The 17,328-nt window shown below is 70.6% G+C and carries 17 protein-coding genes and 1 pseudogene; 10 read left to right on the forward strand and 8 right to left on the reverse strand.

The window, feature by feature from the left end:
- The first annotated feature begins 341 nt into the window (after positions 1-341).
- Complete coding sequence (locus FHS38_RS19775; protein WP_184735200.1) at positions 342-1,988, forward strand: flavin-containing monooxygenase; 1,647 nt, start codon at positions 342-344, stop codon at positions 1,986-1,988.
- A gap of 130 nt (positions 1,989-2,118) precedes the next feature.
- Here FHS38_RS19775 and nadE read toward each other — a convergent pair whose 3' ends face one another.
- The 3 genes from nadE to FHS38_RS19790 all read right to left on the reverse strand — a co-directional run bounded on the left by nadE (position 2,119) and on the right by FHS38_RS19790 (position 5,702).
- Positions 2,119-2,949 carry an NAD(+) synthase gene (gene nadE / locus FHS38_RS19780; RefSeq protein WP_308433558.1) on the reverse strand — a complete coding sequence of 277 codons (831 nt, stop codon included), beginning with the start codon at positions 2,947-2,949 and terminating at the stop codon, positions 2,119-2,121.
- A gap of 42 nt (positions 2,950-2,991) precedes the next feature.
- Positions 2,992-4,341, reverse strand: coding sequence for a wax ester/triacylglycerol synthase domain-containing protein (locus FHS38_RS19785; protein ID WP_229822653.1), 1,350 nt, complete (start codon positions 4,339-4,341; stop codon positions 2,992-2,994).
- A gap of 356 nt (positions 4,342-4,697) precedes the next feature.
- A complete protein-coding gene (locus FHS38_RS19790; protein WP_184735204.1) occupies positions 4,698-5,702 on the reverse strand; it encodes an ArsR/SmtB family transcription factor in 1,005 nt (334 codons plus the stop codon).
- Positions 5,703-5,758: 56 nt separating this feature from the next.
- Between FHS38_RS19790 and FHS38_RS19795 the strand changes: the two genes are divergently transcribed.
- Both FHS38_RS19795 and FHS38_RS19800 read left to right on the forward strand, forming a co-directional pair.
- Complete coding sequence (locus tag FHS38_RS19795) at positions 5,759-7,039, forward strand: MFS transporter (protein WP_184735206.1); 1,281 nt, start codon at positions 5,759-5,761, stop codon at positions 7,037-7,039.
- 87 nt (positions 7,040-7,126) lie between these two features.
- Positions 7,127-7,399 carry a DUF6207 family protein gene (locus tag FHS38_RS19800; protein WP_229822652.1) on the forward strand — a complete coding sequence of 91 codons (273 nt, stop codon included), beginning with the start codon at positions 7,127-7,129 and terminating at the stop codon, positions 7,397-7,399.
- A gap of 96 nt (positions 7,400-7,495) precedes the next feature.
- On the opposite strand, the gene FHS38_RS19805 is transcribed toward FHS38_RS19800, so the two are convergent.
- Positions 7,496-8,089 carry an MBL fold metallo-hydrolase gene (locus FHS38_RS19805; RefSeq protein ID WP_184735208.1) on the reverse strand — a complete coding sequence of 198 codons (594 nt, stop codon included), beginning with the start codon at positions 8,087-8,089 and terminating at the stop codon, positions 7,496-7,498.
- A gap of 82 nt (positions 8,090-8,171) precedes the next feature.
- Here FHS38_RS19805 and FHS38_RS19810 point away from each other — a divergent pair, with 82 nt between their 5' ends.
- Entirely contained in the window at positions 8,172-9,128 is a 957-nt protein-coding gene (locus tag FHS38_RS19810) for a GlxA family transcriptional regulator (protein ID WP_184735210.1), read from the forward strand.
- Positions 9,129-9,224: 96 nt separating this feature from the next.
- On the opposite strand, the gene FHS38_RS19815 is transcribed toward FHS38_RS19810, so the two are convergent.
- Positions 9,225-9,701, reverse strand: coding sequence for a DUF6083 domain-containing protein (locus FHS38_RS19815; protein ID WP_184735212.1), 477 nt, complete (start codon positions 9,699-9,701; stop codon positions 9,225-9,227).
- 307 nt (positions 9,702-10,008) lie between these two features.
- Entirely contained in the window at positions 10,009-11,007 is a 999-nt protein-coding gene (locus tag FHS38_RS19820; RefSeq protein ID WP_184735213.1) for a zinc-dependent alcohol dehydrogenase family protein, read from the reverse strand.
- A gap of 143 nt (positions 11,008-11,150) precedes the next feature.
- Between FHS38_RS19820 and FHS38_RS19825 the strand changes: the two genes are divergently transcribed.
- The 3 genes from FHS38_RS19825 (at position 11,151) to FHS38_RS19835 (ending at position 14,029) form a co-directional block, all read left to right on the forward strand.
- Complete coding sequence (locus FHS38_RS19825; RefSeq protein WP_184735215.1) at positions 11,151-11,489, forward strand: ArsR/SmtB family transcription factor; 339 nt, start codon at positions 11,151-11,153, stop codon at positions 11,487-11,489.
- A 228-nt stretch (positions 11,490-11,717) separates the two neighbouring features.
- Positions 11,718-12,086, forward strand: a complete 369-nt coding sequence (locus FHS38_RS19830; RefSeq protein ID WP_184735217.1) for a hypothetical protein — start codon at positions 11,718-11,720, stop codon at positions 12,084-12,086.
- A gap of 152 nt (positions 12,087-12,238) precedes the next feature.
- Positions 12,239-14,029 carry a HEAT repeat domain-containing protein gene (locus tag FHS38_RS19835; protein ID WP_184735219.1) on the forward strand — a complete coding sequence of 597 codons (1,791 nt, stop codon included), beginning with the start codon at positions 12,239-12,241 and terminating at the stop codon, positions 14,027-14,029.
- 23 nt (positions 14,030-14,052) lie between these two features.
- Here FHS38_RS19835 and FHS38_RS19840 read toward each other — a convergent pair.
- Positions 14,053-14,292, reverse strand: a pseudogene (locus FHS38_RS19840) (MFS transporter); the annotation flags it as partial.
- A gap of 320 nt (positions 14,293-14,612) precedes the next feature.
- Here FHS38_RS19840 and FHS38_RS19845 point away from each other — a divergent pair.
- Positions 14,613-15,092: a MarR family winged helix-turn-helix transcriptional regulator gene (locus tag FHS38_RS19845; protein WP_184735221.1), complete on the forward strand. Its 480-nt coding sequence runs from the start codon at positions 14,613-14,615 to the stop codon at positions 15,090-15,092.
- A gap of 189 nt (positions 15,093-15,281) precedes the next feature.
- On the opposite strand, the gene FHS38_RS19850 is transcribed toward FHS38_RS19845, so the two are convergent.
- Positions 15,282-15,761: a MarR family winged helix-turn-helix transcriptional regulator gene (locus FHS38_RS19850; RefSeq protein WP_184735223.1), complete on the reverse strand. Its 480-nt coding sequence runs from the start codon at positions 15,759-15,761 to the stop codon at positions 15,282-15,284.
- 105 nt (positions 15,762-15,866) lie between these two features.
- On the opposite strand from FHS38_RS19850, the gene FHS38_RS19855 reads away from it, so the two are divergent.
- Both FHS38_RS19855 and FHS38_RS19860 read left to right on the forward strand, forming a co-directional pair.
- The gene (locus tag FHS38_RS19855) at positions 15,867-16,748 is read left to right on the forward strand and encodes an NmrA/HSCARG family protein (RefSeq protein ID WP_184735225.1); all 882 of its coding nucleotides are present in this window, start codon (positions 15,867-15,869) and stop codon (positions 16,746-16,748) included.
- Between the two features lie 59 nt (positions 16,749-16,807).
- Positions 16,808-17,320: a MarR family winged helix-turn-helix transcriptional regulator gene (locus tag FHS38_RS19860; RefSeq protein WP_184735228.1), complete on the forward strand. Its 513-nt coding sequence runs from the start codon at positions 16,808-16,810 to the stop codon at positions 17,318-17,320.
- The last annotated feature ends 8 nt before the right edge of the window (positions 17,321-17,328 follow it).

Raw genomic sequence — 17,328 nt, forward strand, 5'->3', positions numbered from 1 at the left:
CACGTTCTCGTGAGCATCGGCTGCGGCCGATAGCGGCCGCCTTCCCGCGAGGTGAACAACTGCTGCCGCAACAGGTCGGGGAGAGCTGCTGCATCCGCGGCGGACGCGGGACCGGTGCCGACGGCCGTGCGGCGCGGCGACGGCGCCGGGCGCCGCCTCCGGGTCTTCCCAGAAGGCAGGGCATGAACCAAGATGCCCCTGCGGGAAGCGCGCAAAGGGGCCGGTCACCGGTACCGGCGGCCTCGCCGGACGGGGCCCGTGGCGTCGCGCGCCGAAGGCCCCCGGCACCGGCGCGCGTCCGCCCGTACCACCCGGCGCGAGACACCAGTCAGGAGAACGGCATGCCCACTGTCCCCCGGCCCTCTTCCCCGTCCGCCCCCGTCGCCCCGCAGCTCGACGCCGTCGTCGTCGGAGCCGGCTTCTCCGGCCTCTACCAACTGCACCGACTGCGCGAACTGGGCCTGCGCACCCGCGTCTTCGAAGCATGCGACGACATCGGCGGAACGTGGTACCGGAACCGCTACCCCGGTGCCCGCTGCGACATCGAGAGCACGGCTTACTCCTTCTCCTTCTCGCCCGAACTGGACCAGGAGTGGGAGTGGAGCGAGCGGTACGCGACGCAGCCGGAGCTCCTCTGCTACCTCCATCACGTCGCCGACCGCTTCGACCTGCGCAAGGACGTCACCCTGCACACCCGCGTGACCCGGGCGGTGTACGACGAAAGCGCTCACATCTGGCAGCTCACCACCGACACCGGGGAGACGGTCACCGCCCGGTTCGTCGTGCTGGCCACGGGCTGCATGTCGGCCGTCAAGGAACCGGACATACCCGGGGCCGGCACCTTCGCCGGCCGGGCCCTGCACACGGCGGACTGGCCGCACGAGGACGTCGACCTCACGGGCAGACGGGTCGCCGTGATCGGCACCGGGTGCTCCGGCGTCCAGGCCATTCCGCTCCTGGCCGAGCAGGCCGCCGCACTCACGGTCTTCCAGCGCACTCCCGTCTACGCACTGCCGGCCCTGAATCGCCCGCTGTCCGCGGCGGAGACCGTCGCGTTCAAGGCCCGCTACCCGGAGTTCCGCGCCGCCCAGCGGCAGTCCCGGGGAGGCACCGTCTTCGAGCTGCCGACCCGGTCGGCGCTGGAGGTGGACGAGGCGGAGCGCACAGCCGCCTTTGAGGCAGGATGGGACTCGGGCCTGCTCAGCGGCCTCCTGCGCACGTACACCGACATCCTCGCCGACCGGGCCGCCAATGAGACCGTCGCCGAGTTCGTCAGGTCCAAGATCCGGTCGATCGTCACCGATCCGGAGACCGCCGAGACGCTCTCACCGCGCACCTTCCCGTTCGGCACCAAGCGTCCCTGCCTGGACACCGGCTACTACGCCACCTACAACGAGCCGCACGTGAGGGTCGTGGACCTCACCAAAACCCCGATCGTGGAGATCACACCGCGGGGTGTCAGGACCTCGGACCGGGAGCACGACGTCGACGTCATCGTCTTCGCCACCGGCTTCGACGCCATGACCGGATCCCAGGTCGCCGTGGACATCGTCGGCAAGGGTGGCACCACCCTCCGGGAGAAGTGGGCCACCGGCCCCCGCAACCACCTGGGCCTGCTCTCGGCCGGTTTCCCGAACCTCTTCACCGTCATCGGGCCCCTCAGCCCTTCGGTACTCAGCAATGCGGTGGTGTCCATCGAACAGCACGTGGAGTGGATCACCGACTGCATCGCCCACCTGCGGGGGAACGGCTTCACCGAGATCGATGCCACCCCGCACGCCGAGGAGGACTGGTGCGCCCACGTCGCCGACCTCGCCTCCCGGACCCTCTACCCGTCCGTCGCCTCCTGGTACACGGGGGCGAACGTGCCGGGCAAGCCGCGCGTGTTCCTGGCCTACACGGGCGGGGCGGACCGGTACCGGGCGGAGTGCGACACCGCCGCCCGGGACGGGTACCGCGGCTTCGCCCTGTCCGGCGGGGCTTCCTGAGGGGCCCGCTCCCCCGGCCCCGGATTTCCTGTCTCCCGCACGCCACCGAGCGCGCTGCCCGGCCACTCCGGCCAGGCAGCGCGCTCGGTCACATGCGGGTCGCTGCGGCGACACCTACCGGGCCCGCCCTCTAGGGGGCGACAGGCAGCTGGCGCTTGTGGTCGGTGAGGCGGTAGCGGCGGACGATCGTGTCGAAGGCCCGCTCGTCCACCGGCTTGCCCTCCAGGAAGTCGTCGATGTCGTCGTAGGTGACCCCGAGCGCGTCCTCGTCGGCCTTGCCCGGGTCGAGGGTCTCCAGGTCGGCCGTCGGGGTCTTCCACACCAGCTCGGCGGGCGCGCCCAGAGCGTCGGCGACGGCGCGCACCCGGCGCTTGGTCAGGCCGGTCAGCGGGACCAGGTCGGCGGCGCCGTCGCCGAACTTGGTGAAGAAGCCGGAGACCGCCTCGGCGGCGTGGTCGGTGCCGACGACCAGGCCGTCGTGCGCGCCGGCCACCGCGTACTGGGCGATCATGCGCTGCCGGGCCTTGATGTTGCCGTGCACGAAGTCCTGGTGGTGGGCGTCGCGGAAGCTCACGTCGGCGGCCAGCGAGGCCTCGAGCGCGGCATCGCTCGCGGGCTTGATGTCCACGGTCAGCACGTGGTCGGCCCGGATGAAGGAGAGCGCGAGCTGGGCGTCGTGCTCGTCGGCCTGGACCCCGTAGGGCAGCCGCATCGCGTAGAACCGCGCCTCGTGCCCGGCGGCCCGGGCCCGCTCGACGGCGAGCTGGCACAGCCGGCCGGTGGTGGTGGAGTCGACGCCGCCGCTGATGCCGAGCACGAGGGAGCGCAGACCGGTGGAGATCAGCCGCTCGGCGAGGAAGGCCACCCGGCGCTCGACCTCCCGCTCGGCCTCGAAGGTCTCGGCGACCTGGAGTTCCCGGGCTATCTCCTGCTGCAGGGCGATGGACGCCGGCTCGCTCACGTCTACTCCTTGTTCCGGTTCACGGTGTGCTGTCGCCCCACCCTACTTAAGGGTGTCCGGTTCAAGGGTGTCCGGCGTATCGGGGGCGGACGGCCCGGGTCGGCTCGCGGGCTCTCCAGCCAGTCGGTCCGCCTGGCTTTCCAGTTCGCTCAACGCATTCCTCCACAGCTCGGGCAGCCTGGCTGCTCCGGGGGTGCGCCGGTCGTGGACCACACCGAGCCTGGCAATGGCAGCCGCCCTGGTCAGCGATACGTAGCAGGGCATTTTCCCGGTGGGAACGCAGAACAGGCCGGCTGCGGTAAGAGAGGAGCCGAAAACGGTCCAGGGCGACGGCAGCTTGAGGTGAGTGGCGGTCAACGCGTGACGGGGGCGTGGGTTCGGGTGAGTGAGCCAGGGGGCGAGCAGGCGCTCGATGAAGAAGTGGGCTGTGTCGCGGTACCCGGTTCGCGCGGCTCGACGAGTCTGCTTCAGAACGGCCTCAAGGCAGTGCCGCGGGTCGGACTGTGAGCGGGGCAGGGCGAGGTCCATGGAGACCACGTGGTTGCCGGGCGCCCCCTCGGTCCGGGAGGTCCGGACCGACAAGGGGACTGCTGCCGTCAGGCCGAGGAATGGGGATGTGGGGAACTCCCGGCTGTGCCAGACGGGCATGGCACGGGCCAGGGCCGTGAGGTACACGTCGTTGACTGTCACGCCCCATGCGCGGGCCAGGGCGAGCAGGCGGTCATCCGGTACGTCCACGTACGCGATTCGGGCGTCACCTTGGTAGTCGGCGGACAGGTCGGGCCACGCCCGGCCGCGCGGCGGGCGGCGGAGGTAGTTGTGGGCGAAGCGGGAGGCCGCTGCCAGGGTGGGCCGAGCGGGCCGGTGCAGGTGCGGAGCGGGGAGCTCCTGGTCGGCCAGGAGGGCCGCGAGGTAGTGGGCGGCGCCGACCCCGTCGCACAGAGCGTGGTCGATGCGGAAGCAGATGCGGTAGGAGCGGTGTTCCTGGCTCGTGAACAGCCACATGTCCCAGGGTGGGTGGGGTGGGTGGGGCAGGTCTTTGCGGATCAGTTCGTCGGTCGTCTCGTCTCGTGTGCGTCCGGAACGATCGTCGGGGCCTTGCACGACGTGCACGGTCAGATCCAGAGGGCGGCCGACGCGTTGCCAGCCCGAGGAAGCACGGTGCGGCAACAGATGCAGCGCCGCGAGGGGCCCGGTGCGGTGACGGAGGTGCTCCCTCAGGGCGTCGATGCTCGGTGGCACTCCCTCGATATCGAGGACGAGGCCGAAGACGGCAGTGCGGTCGTAATGGATGAAGAGCCTGTCGGCGACTCCGGGTACGGCGGGGCCGTCTGCAAGGGACGGCTTCGTTCGACTGCGGACCGGTGATGAGAGTGGGAGCAAGTGCCGCATTTGCACGCCTACACGCTTGAAGGAGGGGGCAGGACAGGCGCCACCTCTCGTCACCCTTGGCGAAGGGCGGCCTGCGGTCAGCCGGTCCTGCGTGGTGTGGTTTGGTCGACGGCCCTGCACCTGAGGGTGTTTCAAGCGCACTGCCCGTACGGAGGAGTGGGCAGGCGCATCGGGCAGTGATGGACCGCAAGCTAACAGAGCAGGTAGGGAATTTTCGGATGACAGGCCGATAGGAAGCTTTCTGGACAAAGGCGAATACTCTCCCCGAGCCGGGAGCCGATCCGACGTAACAGCTCCCCCGAGGACGACGGAACTGCAGACTGACCCCGGGCACTGATGGCACGCACGTCCGTGAGTCACGCTTGTGCGGTAGACAGCTCTGCACCTGCGGCTTCCACGACGGTTTCCCCGGCCCGGGTGCGTGCGTACAGCACCTCTCTGCCTGCACGGTGGGCGCTGACCAGACCAGCGGTGCGCAGGGCCGTCAGGTGCTGGGAGACGCCACCGGGGGTCAGTCCGGTGCGGCGGGCTAGGTCAGTGGTCGAGGCGGGGACGGTCAGCTCGGTCAGGAGGGTCGCGCGGGAGCGGCCCATCACTCCCGCCAGGGCATCGGACCCGGTTGCGGCTCGTGTGTGCCAGAGCGTGCCGACGGCGCGCGGCGGGTAGCGCAGGGACGGCTGCCACGGCTCGTCGAGCACGGAGAACACACGCGGCCACACGAAGGCCGATGGCACCAGCAGCAAGCCACGGCCGTCGAGCCGGCGCGCTCCGCGCGCGGAGCGATGCTCCAGGTGCAGGGTGCCTCCGGCCCAGGTGACCTGTGGGTCGAGGTCTGCGAACAGGTGCTGCGCGCCACCTTCGACCAGACGCCCGGCGCGGTAGCGGATGTCGCCTTCCAACAGGGCGAGGATCCGCGACCAGTACGGTGCCAGAGCCAGTTCCCAGTATGCCTCCATCACGGCGGCCAATCTCGCGAGCTCGGCCGCCGGGTCGGCGCGCAACGCCGCCATTCGCGCAGGCGGCACCTCGGCCGTCGTGTGCAGCAGCGCCGGCGGGGTGGCCCGTACCGTGGCCAGCTCCACGTCCAGTGACGGCAGGGGCGTCGTGGGCGGCGGGCAGATGAACCCCGGAATGCGGCCGCCCCAGGGCGAGCGTGTCGGCACCGGAACAAGGTCGAACAGCGGCCTCAGGTCGAGGTCCGCCGTCGCCAGCCGCGGGCGCACCTGTTCGGCCCAGGTGCGATGCAGGCCGTGTTCGTCCGCGCCCTTGAGCACCCGGACGCTGGCCACCACCTCCCACAGCGGGGAGATCGCGAAGCGGGTACGGGCCACGTCCTCCAGGCCGAGTTCGATCTCGATCATTTAGCTGAGGGTAAATCACTGGGTGGAGCGGTGGGCGGTCGCGCACGGTAGCGCGCATGACCGAACCCCATTCCCCGTGGCGGCTGCGCGACTTCCGTGTGCTCTTCGCCGCGGGCGCCCTCAGCCACCTCGGCAGCAACGTCGGCTACGTGGCGATCCCGCTGTTCGCCGTCACCACCCTCGACGCGGGTCCCGGCCAGGCCGGTGCGCTGGCTGCGCTGTCCACCGTTGCCTTCCTCGTCATCGGCCTGCCGGCGGGCGCCTGGGTGGACCGCCTCCCCGGTCGCGGGATACTGGTGGCCGCCGACGCCGCCCGTGCGGTGCTGTTCGCCTCGATTCCCCTCGCCTGGTGGTTTGGTGTGCTGTCGCTGCCGCAGTTGTACGCGGTGGTGTTGCTGAACGGCTGCGCCACGGTGTTCTTCGACGTCGGCTCGCAGAGCGTCCTGCCCGAACTGGTCGGCCGCGAGCGCCTGGTGCAGGCGAACACCGCTCTCGTGAGCCTGATGGCCGGCGCCAACGTCGCCGGTCGCGGCGCGGGTGGCTTCCTCGTCCAGTCCTTCACCGCCCCCTTCGCGATTCTCGGTGGTGCCGTCGCTTACCTGGTCTCCGCCGTCGGCCTCACGGGCATCGTCCGACGACGCGCTCCTGCCGTGGTGGCGACCGACCGGCGGCGGCTGCGGGTCGAGATCGCGGAAGGGCTACGCCACGTCCTCGGTAGCCGAGAACTACGCGCGCTGGCTCTCACCGCGACTCTCACCAACCTCGGCGCACAGATGATCAACGCCATGCTGCCGGTGTTGTTCACCCGCGAACTGCACCTGTCCCCCGGGGCGCTCGGGGCCTACTGGGCGGCCGGCGGTGTGGGCATCTTGCTCGGCGCCGGCCTCGCGCGCCGCTTCGCCGCCCGCCTCGGTCACGGCCGCGCCCTGGGGCTGGCCGGGCTCTGGTTCGCACCCGGCGCACTTGCCGTCGCGCTGATCGGCGACGGGCCGTGGCTGTGGGTGGCCGGCGTCGGGTGGCTCGTGATCATGACGAAGACGGGCATCGACAACGTCCTCGGCGTCACCCTGCGCCAGCACTTGACCCCCGACCCGCTGCTCGGCCGCATGAACGCAACCTTCCGATTCCTGCTCACCGGCGCTCTGGCCGTCGGCTCCGCCCTCGGTGGTCTCGTCGGCCAGGCGGCAGGCGTACGTATGGCGGTCTGGTCGGGCGCGATCTGCCTGGCAGGCGCCTTCCTCCCCGTCTTCTGCTCCCCCGTCCGTATGTTGCGAGAGCTTCCGGTAGCCACCACGCCACACCGCCGGGCACCAGCGGTCTCCGCTACCGAGGCGTGAAACCACTCCTCTGCGCGATCGGGCCCGTGGGCCGGCCAAGGCGTCCCTCCGGGGGAGAGCCGGGCAAGCCCGCGCCGGGGTTCGCTCGTGGGGGTGGTGCGCCTGCCGACGGCGAACCACCCAGGCGACAAGCGCGTCTGGGCGGTCATGACTTGTATCGACGACGGGCAAGTCGCCGAACCGGGCATGGTGATCCTGGATGTCACCACCCACGACGAAGCGACCGCGCACGTGGTGATGTCCGCCCTGGAACGGAGTTGGGCCACCTCTGGCGTGGGGCCCGTGCGGCGGGAGCCCGGCGAGTCCGGGGGCAAAGCCCGCATCTACGCGGACCTCCGAGGCCCCGGTACCCGGGCCTAGGGAAGCGGTGACTTCCCGTCAGGACCGTGCACGTCTCCGGGCGGAAACCCGCTCTCATCGGACGGATTTCCGCACCCCCCGGCGTGGAGAGGTCAGTTAGCGCGGCACGGTGTCGTCGGCCTTGAAGGGGCCGCCGTGGCCGGGGACGATGAGGTCGGCGGCGGACAGGACACGGAGCCGGGAGGCGCGCAGTACCTCGCGGTCGGGGGCTACGGGGTCGTCCGCCGGGCCGTCGGAGTGCCACCACAGGTCGCCGGCGAACGCGACCACGCCCGTGTCCGTGCCGGCCAGCAGGGTGATGTCCTCGGGGCTGTGTCCGGGAGTACGGATCAGCCGTAGGGACGGGGTGAGTTCATAGCCTTCCGCGTCCCGGTTCTTCCACTGGTCGCCCAGGTACTCCACCTTGTGGTCGTGGACCCGGGCCCGGCCGAAGAGGCCCACGTTCATGGTGTTGTCCGGGTGGTGGTGGCTGAGTACCACGTCGGTGATGTCGTCGGGCCCGAGCCCCAACTCCGCGAGCGGACCGAGGATGTGGTCGCGGCTGGCCACCATGCCCGGGTCGAAGATCACATGCCGGCCGCCGTCGGCGATGTAGGAGACGGTGGCGGCGACCCCGGGGCCGGTGGAGCCGACGTAGCCGGTGGTCAGGATCGTGTACACGGCGCTGCGGCCGAGCGGTGCGTCTGTCATGTCCCCTATCCTTCCGGGCCGTCCGACTGTTCACGAGTGGCACGTGTGCCACTGATCGCAGGTTTCGTGCCACACTGCTCGCATGCCGCCTTTCGTGACCGTCGCCGCGTACGTCCCGCCTGGTGTCGGCATGCTCGCCGTGGGCATCGTCACGGAGGTGTTCGGCGCGCACGGGGAGGGTCTGCCCGGCTTCGACTTCGCCTTGTGCACCGACCGGCCCGGGCCGGTCCCCACCGACCTCGGCGTGCCGCTCACCATCGCGCACGGCTTGGACCGGCTGGCCGCCGCCGATCTGGCGATCGCCCTGCCAGGGGCGGGTTTCCGCACCCCGCCCGGTCCCGCCGTGCTCGACGCGCTGTCGGCCGCACACGAGCGCGGTTCGCTGGTCGCCGCCCACTGCGTCGGCACGTTCGCGCTCGCCGCCGCCGGGCTGCTCGACGGCCGACGCGCCACCACCCACTGGCGGTTCACCGAACTGCTGGCCCGCCGCCACCCGGACGTCACCGTCGAAGCCGACGCCCTCTACATCGACGAAGGGCGGATCACCACCGGTGCGGGAGCCGCCGCGGGCTTCGATCTGTGCCTGCACCTGCTGAGGCGGGAGCACGGAGCCGCGATGGCCAACGCCGTCGCCCGCGACATGGTGCTGCCTGCCCACCGCGACGGCGGGCAGGCCCAGTACCTGGCAGCCCCTGCCATCGAGGACTGCCAGGACGAGCGACTTGCCGAGGTGCTCGCCTGGGCCCGCCGGCACCTCCACGAACCCCTTCCCGTCGAGGAACTCGCCCGGCGCGCCATGATGAGCAAACGCTCCTTCGCCCGCCGCTTCGCCGCCGCCACCGGTACCACCCCGCACGCCTGGCTCCGCGGCCTGCGCCTGAGCAGCGCCGAGGAGCTCCTGGAAACCACGGCCCTGCCGGTCGAGGAGATCGCCCGCCGGGTCGGCTACGGAAGCGCGGCCGTCCTGCGCGAACAGTTCGTACGCCGCCGGGGAGTGCCGCCCCGCTCCTACCGACGGTCCTTCACCAACACGCCGTAGCGAGCCGGACGAGCCGAAGCCGTTCCGATCAAGGCCGCCCTCCCACATCCACAAGCACCGGGTCTGCACGGTCAACGGTCGTCGGGTCGCGGGGCCTTACCCGGTTTCTGCTGCCGGCGGGTTGAAGCAAGGGGTGAGTCCGGAGTTGTAGTCCCAGAGGGCCTTGAGCGTGGGGTGGGTGGGTGGTGGGCCGCAGGGGCAGACGAGTCGGTGCGGGATTCGGCAGACGGCTTCGAGGGGTGGTTCGGTGTCTCCGGTGTTGACGGCCCGGCCGTCTGCCCGGACGATCCAGCGTTGGCCGACGGGCACTGTGTGGGCTGGTGGTTCGTATCCGGGCTCGAGGAGAACGTAGCGGTCGTACCCGGTCTTGTACCTGTCTTGGCGGAGTTCGCAGTCAGGGCAGTGCGGTAGCGCAGCGGTGGCACCCTCCTCGATGGCCTGTCGGTTGTCGGTCTCGTTGATCAGGCGGCTGTAGCAGAGGTCGCAGAGGCGGCCGAAGGGTTGTCCGCGGTCGCGTGCTGGGCCGTGGTCGGCGGGGCATGCGTCGGTCGGTGTGGTGCGGTAGTCCCCCATTCAGTGGAGATTGCCGGGTTGTGGCTCCGACGGTCAGGGGTTCGTTGGCCGTTTGTACCGACGGCTGGGTGTGCGGGTGGGTTGGTGGGTGCCGCGGGGGTTGTCAGCAGCCGCGCTGGTGTACAGAGGTGACGGCCGGGCTGGTGGTCTTGCGCAAGTCATGCCCGTGTCCCCTCTCTTGCGGCGAGTACCGGCCCGGCAGGCCGACTGGTGGGGCCGCGTACTGGCCCTGTGGCCGCGAAGAGGTCGATTCTCGACACCGTCGAGACGAGCGGCTACGCGGCCGGCGGCGGGACGGATGAGACGGTCAGTGGTCGACGGTGACGACGATCTTGCCCACCTGGGCGCCCGACTCCATGTAGCGGTGCGCTTCGACGATCTCGTCCAAGGTGAAGGTACGGTCCACGGCGGGCCGGAAGGCGCCGGTACGCAGGCCGGAGGAGACGAACGCCTCGGCCCGGCGGAGCCGTTCCGGGTCGGTGGTGACCTCGAAGAGGGTGTAGGTGCGCATGTTCAGCGCGGGCATGCCGAGTTCGAACCCCGGATACGGTGTCGGTTCGCCGCTCAGGGCCCCGTACACAAAGAGCGTGCCGCCGGGCGCGACCACCTTCGCCAGGTCCACCACACCGGGGCCGGCGACGGCGTCGAAGACGAACTCGGCGCCCCGCCCTCCGGTCAGCTCGCGCACACGGTCGACGACGTCTTCCTCGTCGGTGCTGATCACTTCGGCCGCCCCCGCTCGGAGCAGAGCATCCCTCTTGGCGGGGGTGCGGGTGGTGGCGACGGGGATGGCCCCGACGCGGTTGGCGATCTGGATCGCGGCCAGTCCCACGCTGCTGGAGGCAGCGGTCAGCACGACCGTGTCCCCGGCACGCATCCCGCCGACCTCCACCAGCGCCCCGTAGGCCGTCAGGTAGGGCATCCAGACCGCTGCGCCCGCGACCGGGTCGAGTCCGTCGGGGCGGTGCAGCAGCGCGGTGGCGGGGACGATCGCGCGCTCGGTGTAGACGCCGTAGTCGTTCATCGAGAACGCGGGCACCACGCTGACCGGCTGACCGACCCTGAGCCCCGCCACGTGCGTGCCGATGGCCTCGACCACTCCCGCGGCCTCGGCGCCGAGCCGGGCGGGGAACTGCTTGGCCGTCTCGATGTAGTTGCCGCTACGGAAGAGCACCTCGGCGCGGTTGAGGCCGATCGCGTCCACACGGATCAACACCTCACCGGGGCCGGGTTCGCCGACCTCCACGTCCTCCAGCCGCAGCACGTCCGGCCCGCCATGCTCATGGAACCGCACCGTCTTGGCCATCACACGTCCCCCTCCTGATCGGTGACGGCGCGAAGGCCGCGCCGCCGGGCCTCACTCAAGCGGAAGGTACGATGCATGTCAAACTTTGATGGGTGTCATACTTTGATGCGCGTCGTATGATGCTCGCGGGAGGTCAACACACGATGGCAGCACCACGACGCAGCGGGCGGGAACGCGTTCCGCCCCACCCGGACATCCAGACGATCAGCCTTCAGCAGGTGCTCGAGGCCCTGGTCGACCCGGTACGCCGCCGGATCGTCAGCGAGCTGTACGCCGCCCGCCAGGATCTCGCCTGCGGCACGATCGAGCTGCCGGTCAGCAAGTCCACTGCCACCCACCACTTCCACGTGCTGCGTGAGGCCGGCCTCATCCGCCAGTACTACCTCGGCACCTCCCGCATGAACGCACTGCGCCGCGATGAGTTCGACGAAGCCTTCCCCGGACTCCTCAGCGCGCTCGTAGCCGTGCGCGACCGCGGATGAACGGCCCACGCCGCCCCCTGGCATCCGCCCGACGATCAGCAGCCCGCGAAGGAAGCGACTCCTCAAACGCTGGGGCCGCATCACCGGCACCCTCTCCCTACACCGGCCGCTCCTCCCCTACGGCCGGATCTTTCGGCTTGAAAGTCGCTATCAGAAACTGATCAGCACGCCATAGGAATGGCTTCCCGGCCTGACCGGCCGTCCACGATCCAAAGGAGCCATCACCCCATGACTCGCTTTCGCACCATCGGTATGACCCTCGCCGGCGCCGCAGCGATGTTCGCCCTGACCACCGCGCCCGCCCACGCCGCCCCCGGTGACGTCACCACCTCCTGCGCGAGCGTGCTCACTCCGACCGGCTACGTCGACGTCAGCTGGGGCTACAGCAGCAGCTGCGGCACGCAGAACTTCAGCCCGAACATCAAGCAGATAAAGCAGCTCACCGGGCTGCCCGTCGGGACTGTGGTCCAGGCCTGCGCCTCCACCTACCAGCCTGCGGGCTGGGTCCAGACCAGCTCGTACTACAGCAGCAGCTGCCGCTACTCGGCCACCCCCAGCCTCAACCACAACGCATGGCAGCTGAAGCGCGTCTCCTGATCCAGGGTGCTGGCGTGGCTTCTCGCGACGTGATGGAAAACAGGCCGCGTATCTCCGGGTGAGGTGCGGCGGTCGGAGATGCCTCCTCCAGGGGAAAGGCCAGCCGGAGGGGGCCGCTGCCGCGGCCACCTCTGTGTCGTAGGGTCACGCGCATGCTGGACGGAATCGACGACATCGACTGGGCGGAGCTGGAGCACGCGTACGGGCCGGCGGACGACGTGCCCGGCCTGCTGCGGGCGGCCGGCTCGGTGGACGCAGGGGTTCGGGACGAGGCGTTGGAGGAGTTGTTCTCTTCCCTCTGCCACCAGGGGTCGATCTACTCGGCAACGGCCGCGGCCGTGCCGTTCGTCGCCGAGCTCGCCGTGGACGGGCCAGGCGACCGGCTGGCGCTGCTGTGGCTGCTGCACGGCGCGGCCGATGGAACGGGCCGCGAGTACCAGCAGGTGCGCCGGGCGGTGGCCGTAGCGCTTCCGGCTCTGCTGGGCCTGGCGGCGGACGAGGACCCGGACGTTCGGCGCACGATGGTATGGATCGTCACCGCCTGCGAAGAGGCGTCCCTGCCGCTGCTCCCGCTGCTGCGGGCACGGTTGGAGACGGAGGACGATGCCGAGGTACGCGCGGATCTCGTCACGGCGCTCGGCCTGCTCGACGTCTCGCCGGACACCAGGCAGGCGCGTAACCGGGCGCTGCTGTCCGCACCGGAGCCGCTGGTGCGCAGGGCCGCGGCGACAGATCTGCTGCGCACGGCCCCGCTGCCACTGCCGGCCGCTCTGGTGGAGTCGGCGCTCGACGCCCGGGAGGCGGCGCCTGCCGATGAGACACACCACCCGTGGCCCGGCTCCTACCGACCGCTCACGGACCGGCTGATGGACGACCCCGACGCGGCGCTGCGAGCTGTGGAGCGGGGTCTTCCGTTGGCCTGGGAGCTCACCGAGACATGGCGCGACCGCGAAGGAGACGTCCTGCCGTGGCTCGCGGAGGCAGCCAAGGACGCGGAGGACCTGTGCCAGGTGGCGCGAGTGGGTGCCGCATTGGATGGCGGGGAGCCCGCTCCGTGGTTGGACCCTCATCTGAGGTCCGAGGACCCTGCCCTACGGGTGGCAGCGACGCATGCCGCGGTGCGGCTGCGAGTACCCGGTGCGCTCGGCCTCGTCCTGCGCCTGATGGACGAACTACCGGAGGAAACGGCGACACTGCAGCTGACCCCGTTCATCGCGCCCGGCACGGTCGTGCCCGCGGCGGTGGAGGTGTTCGGCGCGGCGGCCGAACCGGTGGCACGGCGGGTCGCGGCCGGGCCGCGTGCCGAGTGGCTGGACGTACTGCTGCACTTCCCCGTGCTCGCAGCCGGCTGCATGGACGAACTGGTCCGTCTCCTGCCTGCTTCGGCCGGGGTCCTGGGAGCGCTGGGGCGGGCGGCGGGCCCCTCGGCGGCTCGAGCCCTGCGCGTACGGGCCGGGGCGGGCGACCTGACAGCAGCCATAGCACTGGCACGGGTCACGGGCGACACGGGGCCTGTAGTGGACGTCGTGCGGGCGCTGCCGGACGCGGTGGCGCGACGCGCGGCAGCCGTCCGGGTGGCGGGTGAACTCGGCCCACCTGCGGCGGCGCTGCTGCCCCTGGTGGAGGAACGGCTGAAGGCGCCGGACCGCGAGAGCCGAGCGGACGCGGCTGCCGCGATCTGGCGGGTCACGGGCCGCACGCACGACACTGCGCCAGTGATCGCGGACCAGCTCGCCCGCCACGGCGATCTGCACGATCCGCATCTCGGCGCGCTGCGCGCGCTGACGGCGATGCGACTCCTCCCTGCGGCGGCCCGCCCCGCCGTGGAGCACATCTCCACCTCCCCACGTCGCGTCGTCTCCGGCTTCCCTTGCGACGGAACCCCGCACCCGGACCTGGAGGCGAGGAAGCTGGCTCGGGGGCTGCTGGCGCTGACCGGGTGACGGCGTCGTCAATCGCCGCGTTCAGCGACCACCACCGGCCGCTCGGGGCGGAACTCCACCCACGGGCCGAGTGGCACCGCTACCACCGTGCCGTTCGCCGGCCCCACAGCCGCCAGCACCGACACCTCGGTCGTCCCGGCGTGCAGAACGAGGATCGCGATCAAGGGGAACGCGTCGAACGCGAGCCACGTGCCGAGTGTGCTGACCGTGTACGCCGCCCACAGCCAACCGAACCGCCGCCCCAGCGGTCTCCTGCCGACCATGCCCAGCGCACCCCTTGATGTCTCCCTGAACAACTTCGCGTTGACCAGTGAGATCAAAACGGGCAGCACAGCAGCAGGTCAACAACGGCTCTGCCAGCGCGATACGACCGCGCGTTGCGCACGGGGGCCGGTCGGCGTGGATCTCGATGCCGTACGCGCGTTCGTCGCCGTCGCGGACGCGAGCCGGGTTCCAGCAAGCCGCCGCCGACCTGCATGTTCCTCAACCCCTGTACCGGAACTGACGCCTCCTCAGTGGTGTGCGTCACCTGCGGGCCGGAGCCGTTGACCTCAAGCATGGTTGAGCTCATAGCGTCCTCCCCATGACGACGACAGCGACGACAGCCCCCGCGAACCCCGACAACACGGCCGTGGCCACGCAGCCCATCGGGTACTGGTCCACGGCGACCAGCAAGACGGTCCTCCAGTACATCCAGAGCGCGATGGCGCGGCTGGACATCACCCAGCCGCACTGGTGGGTGATCAACCACGTCAACGACTCCGACGAGGGCCTCACCCGCGACGAGCTCCGGGTCCGGCTGGGCGTCTTCGTCGACAACGGCCAGGAGATGGTCGGCCGCGCCGCCGACGGCCTCCTCGCCCGCGGCTGGCTCACCGCCGACGCCACCGGACGCCTCCGCCTCACGGACACCGGGCAGGAAGCGCGCGGTCTCATCAAGGAACGCGTCGACGGACTGCGGGCAGAGATCCACGAGGGCATCCCGGACGAGGAGTACGTGATCGCGCTGTCCGTCCTGCAGCGCATGATCCGCAACGTCGAGGCGAAGGCCGCACAGGCGTAGCGCGCCGGGCCGGGACGAGGACCCTTGGCCCGGCGACGGCGGCAAGGGGGCGAACTCCTGGGGCACGGCCCGAGCCGTGCCGGTACGGCTCGCAGGGAGAGTCGTCTCGCTGCACCACCCCGTCCAGGCCGCCCGGCGGGACGCCTACCGTCTCTCGGGTTGGGCACCGCCGCCCCAGCAGGTGCGTACTCAGTCCGGCTTGGGCCGGGATCGCAGGTGACGCATCTGGTCGTGGCTGAGATCGTGCGCCTGTCGCATGTGACGGGTGATCACTTCAAGCTCGTCCTCGGTGTGGCCGTCGAGGAGCGTCTGCCAGGCCTGGCCGAGGTCGTCCCACACGGCGGTGACGCGGGCGACGCGATCAGGCACCGGGGTGACCAGTACCCGGCGGCGGTCCTGCTGGTCGGGGGCGCGGACCACATAGCCCCCTCGTTCGAGCCGGTCCACCAGCCGCGTGGCGGAGCCCGTGGTCAGGCCCGTCATGTCGGCGATCTGCTTGACGGTGAGCGGCCCGGGTGCGGCCGTCAGCAAGCTCAGCGCCTGCACATCGGTCGGGTGCATCCCAAGGTGATCGGCGAGGGCCTGATTGAACAGCACGTAGGCCGCCAGGTAGCGGCGGGATTCGATCGACAGCTCCTCATAGAGCCGGGCCCGGCGAGCGTCTGTCATCCGGATCACTCTCCAAAATCACTGCGCGGCGCAGCGAATACAGTGCTAGTCTCCTGCGTGACGCAGTTAATGCATCACGCAGCGATACTACCGCTTGGAGGAACCATGCCCATCGTCGCCGTCACCGGAGCCACTGGAGCCCAGGGTGGGGCCACCGCCCGCGCTCTCCTGGACGTCGGCCATCAGGTCCGCGCGCTCACCCGCCACCCTGACTCGCCTGCCGCCGAAGCCCTACGAGCCCTTGGAGCCGAGGTACGCCACGCCGACTTCGACGACCGCGCCTCCCTCGATGCCGCCCTGGCCGGGGCTGACTCCCTGTTCGCGGTCACCACGCCGTTCGGCACCGACATCAGCGCCGAAGTCCGTCAGGGCAAGGCCCTCGTCGACGCCGCGGCAGCCGCCCGACTCGGGCACGTCGTGCTCACCTCCGCCGCCCATGCCGACCGCGGCACCGGTGTACCGCACTATGAGAGCAAGCATCTGGTCGAGCAGTACCTGCGCGCAGCCGGCGTGCCGTGGACGGTGATCGCCCCGGCAGCGTTCATGGACAACTACGCCAGCGGCTGGACCCTCGACGGGCTGCGCGAGGGCACTTTCGCCTGGCCCATGCCTGCCGATCGGCCGCTCACTCTCATCTCCGCCGCCGACATCGGCGCATTCGCCGCGCTGGTCCTCCGGCGCCGCGACGAGTTCACCGGCCGCCGCATCGACATCGCCTCCGACGAGCGCACCCCCGGCCAGATCGCGGAGATCCTCACGGCGGCCATCGGCCGCCCGATCGCCCACCAAGAGGTGCCTCTGCCCTACGTCCGGGCCCGATCCGCCGACCTGGCGGTCATGTTCGACTACTTCACCACCGTCGGCCTCGACGTGGACGTCGCCTGCCTGCGACACGACCACCCCGACGTCGGCTGGCACAGCTTCGCCGACTGGGCCGCCGGTCAGGACTGGCCCGCACTCCTCTCCCCCGTACCCGCACGTCAGTGACATCCCCCGCCCGGACGCCACCGCGCAACCCCCGGACCCGCCACTGGAGGAGCACCTGCATGAAACCCATCGGCTACTGGCTCAACCGCACCGACAAAGCCCTCACCCACTGCATGAACGACATGCTGGAGGGTTTCGGCCTCACCCGGACCGCTTGGCAGGTCCTCAACGTCATCCGCGACACCCCCGAGTCCACCGACGCCGACGTCCTGTCGGTTCTCGCCTCCAACGCGGACACCTCCACTCTGATCGCCGCCATCGACACCGTGCTGGCGGAGGGCTGGGTGGCCCGTCCCGCACCGGAGAGGCTCGCCCTCACCCCTGGTGGCCGTCAGCAGCTGGCCGACGTCGCCGGGCGCGTCGAAGCGTTCCGTTCGTTGTCCACAACGGGCATCTCCCCGGACGAGTACCGGACGGCTGTCTTCGTCCTGGAACGCATGACCCACAACCTCGAAACGCCGAGGCAGCATGAAACGGCAGTCCGGCCGACTCAGCAGAACGCTCCGGTAGAGGGACCCGCCGGCCTGATGGATCGATACCAGGGGCACCAGCAGATCCACCGAACGGCCTGAACGTAGGC

This window comes from Streptomyces netropsis (assembly GCF_014203545.1).
Classification (GTDB): Bacteria; Actinomycetota; Actinomycetes; order Streptomycetales; family Streptomycetaceae; genus Streptomyces; species Streptomyces netropsis.

What these genes read in the sequence shown, in the direction of transcription:
- FHS38_RS19775 (WP_184735200.1), top strand. Translation starts at nt 342, where the DNA reads ATGCCCACTGTCCCCCGGCCCTCTTCCCCGTCCGCCCCCGTCGCCCCG.
- FHS38_RS19785 (WP_229822653.1), bottom strand. Translation starts at nt 4,341, where the DNA reads ATGCGGCACTTGCTCCCACTCTCATCACCGGTCCGCAGTCGAACGAAG.
- FHS38_RS19790 (WP_184735204.1), bottom strand. Translation starts at nt 5,702, where the DNA reads ATGATCGAGATCGAACTCGGCCTGGAGGACGTGGCCCGTACCCGCTTC.
- FHS38_RS19795 (WP_184735206.1), top strand. Translation starts at nt 5,759, where the DNA reads ATGACCGAACCCCATTCCCCGTGGCGGCTGCGCGACTTCCGTGTGCTC.
- FHS38_RS19805 (WP_184735208.1), bottom strand. Translation starts at nt 8,089, where the DNA reads ATGACAGACGCACCGCTCGGCCGCAGCGCCGTGTACACGATCCTGACC.
- FHS38_RS19810 (WP_184735210.1), top strand. Translation starts at nt 8,172, where the DNA reads ATGCCGCCTTTCGTGACCGTCGCCGCGTACGTCCCGCCTGGTGTCGGC.
- FHS38_RS19815 (WP_184735212.1), bottom strand. Translation starts at nt 9,701, where the DNA reads ATGGGGGACTACCGCACCACACCGACCGACGCATGCCCCGCCGACCAC.
- FHS38_RS19820 (WP_184735213.1), bottom strand. Translation starts at nt 11,007, where the DNA reads ATGGCCAAGACGGTGCGGTTCCATGAGCATGGCGGGCCGGACGTGCTG.
- FHS38_RS19825 (WP_184735215.1), top strand. Translation starts at nt 11,151, where the DNA reads ATGGCAGCACCACGACGCAGCGGGCGGGAACGCGTTCCGCCCCACCCG.
- FHS38_RS19830 (WP_184735217.1), top strand. Translation starts at nt 11,718, where the DNA reads ATGACTCGCTTTCGCACCATCGGTATGACCCTCGCCGGCGCCGCAGCG.
- FHS38_RS19835 (WP_184735219.1), top strand. Translation starts at nt 12,239, where the DNA reads ATGCTGGACGGAATCGACGACATCGACTGGGCGGAGCTGGAGCACGCG.
- FHS38_RS19845 (WP_184735221.1), top strand. Translation starts at nt 14,613, where the DNA reads ATGACGACGACAGCGACGACAGCCCCCGCGAACCCCGACAACACGGCC.
- FHS38_RS19850 (WP_184735223.1), bottom strand. Translation starts at nt 15,761, where the DNA reads ATGACAGACGCTCGCCGGGCCCGGCTCTATGAGGAGCTGTCGATCGAA.
- FHS38_RS19855 (WP_184735225.1), top strand. Translation starts at nt 15,867, where the DNA reads ATGCCCATCGTCGCCGTCACCGGAGCCACTGGAGCCCAGGGTGGGGCC.
- FHS38_RS19860 (WP_184735228.1), top strand. Translation starts at nt 16,808, where the DNA reads ATGAAACCCATCGGCTACTGGCTCAACCGCACCGACAAAGCCCTCACC.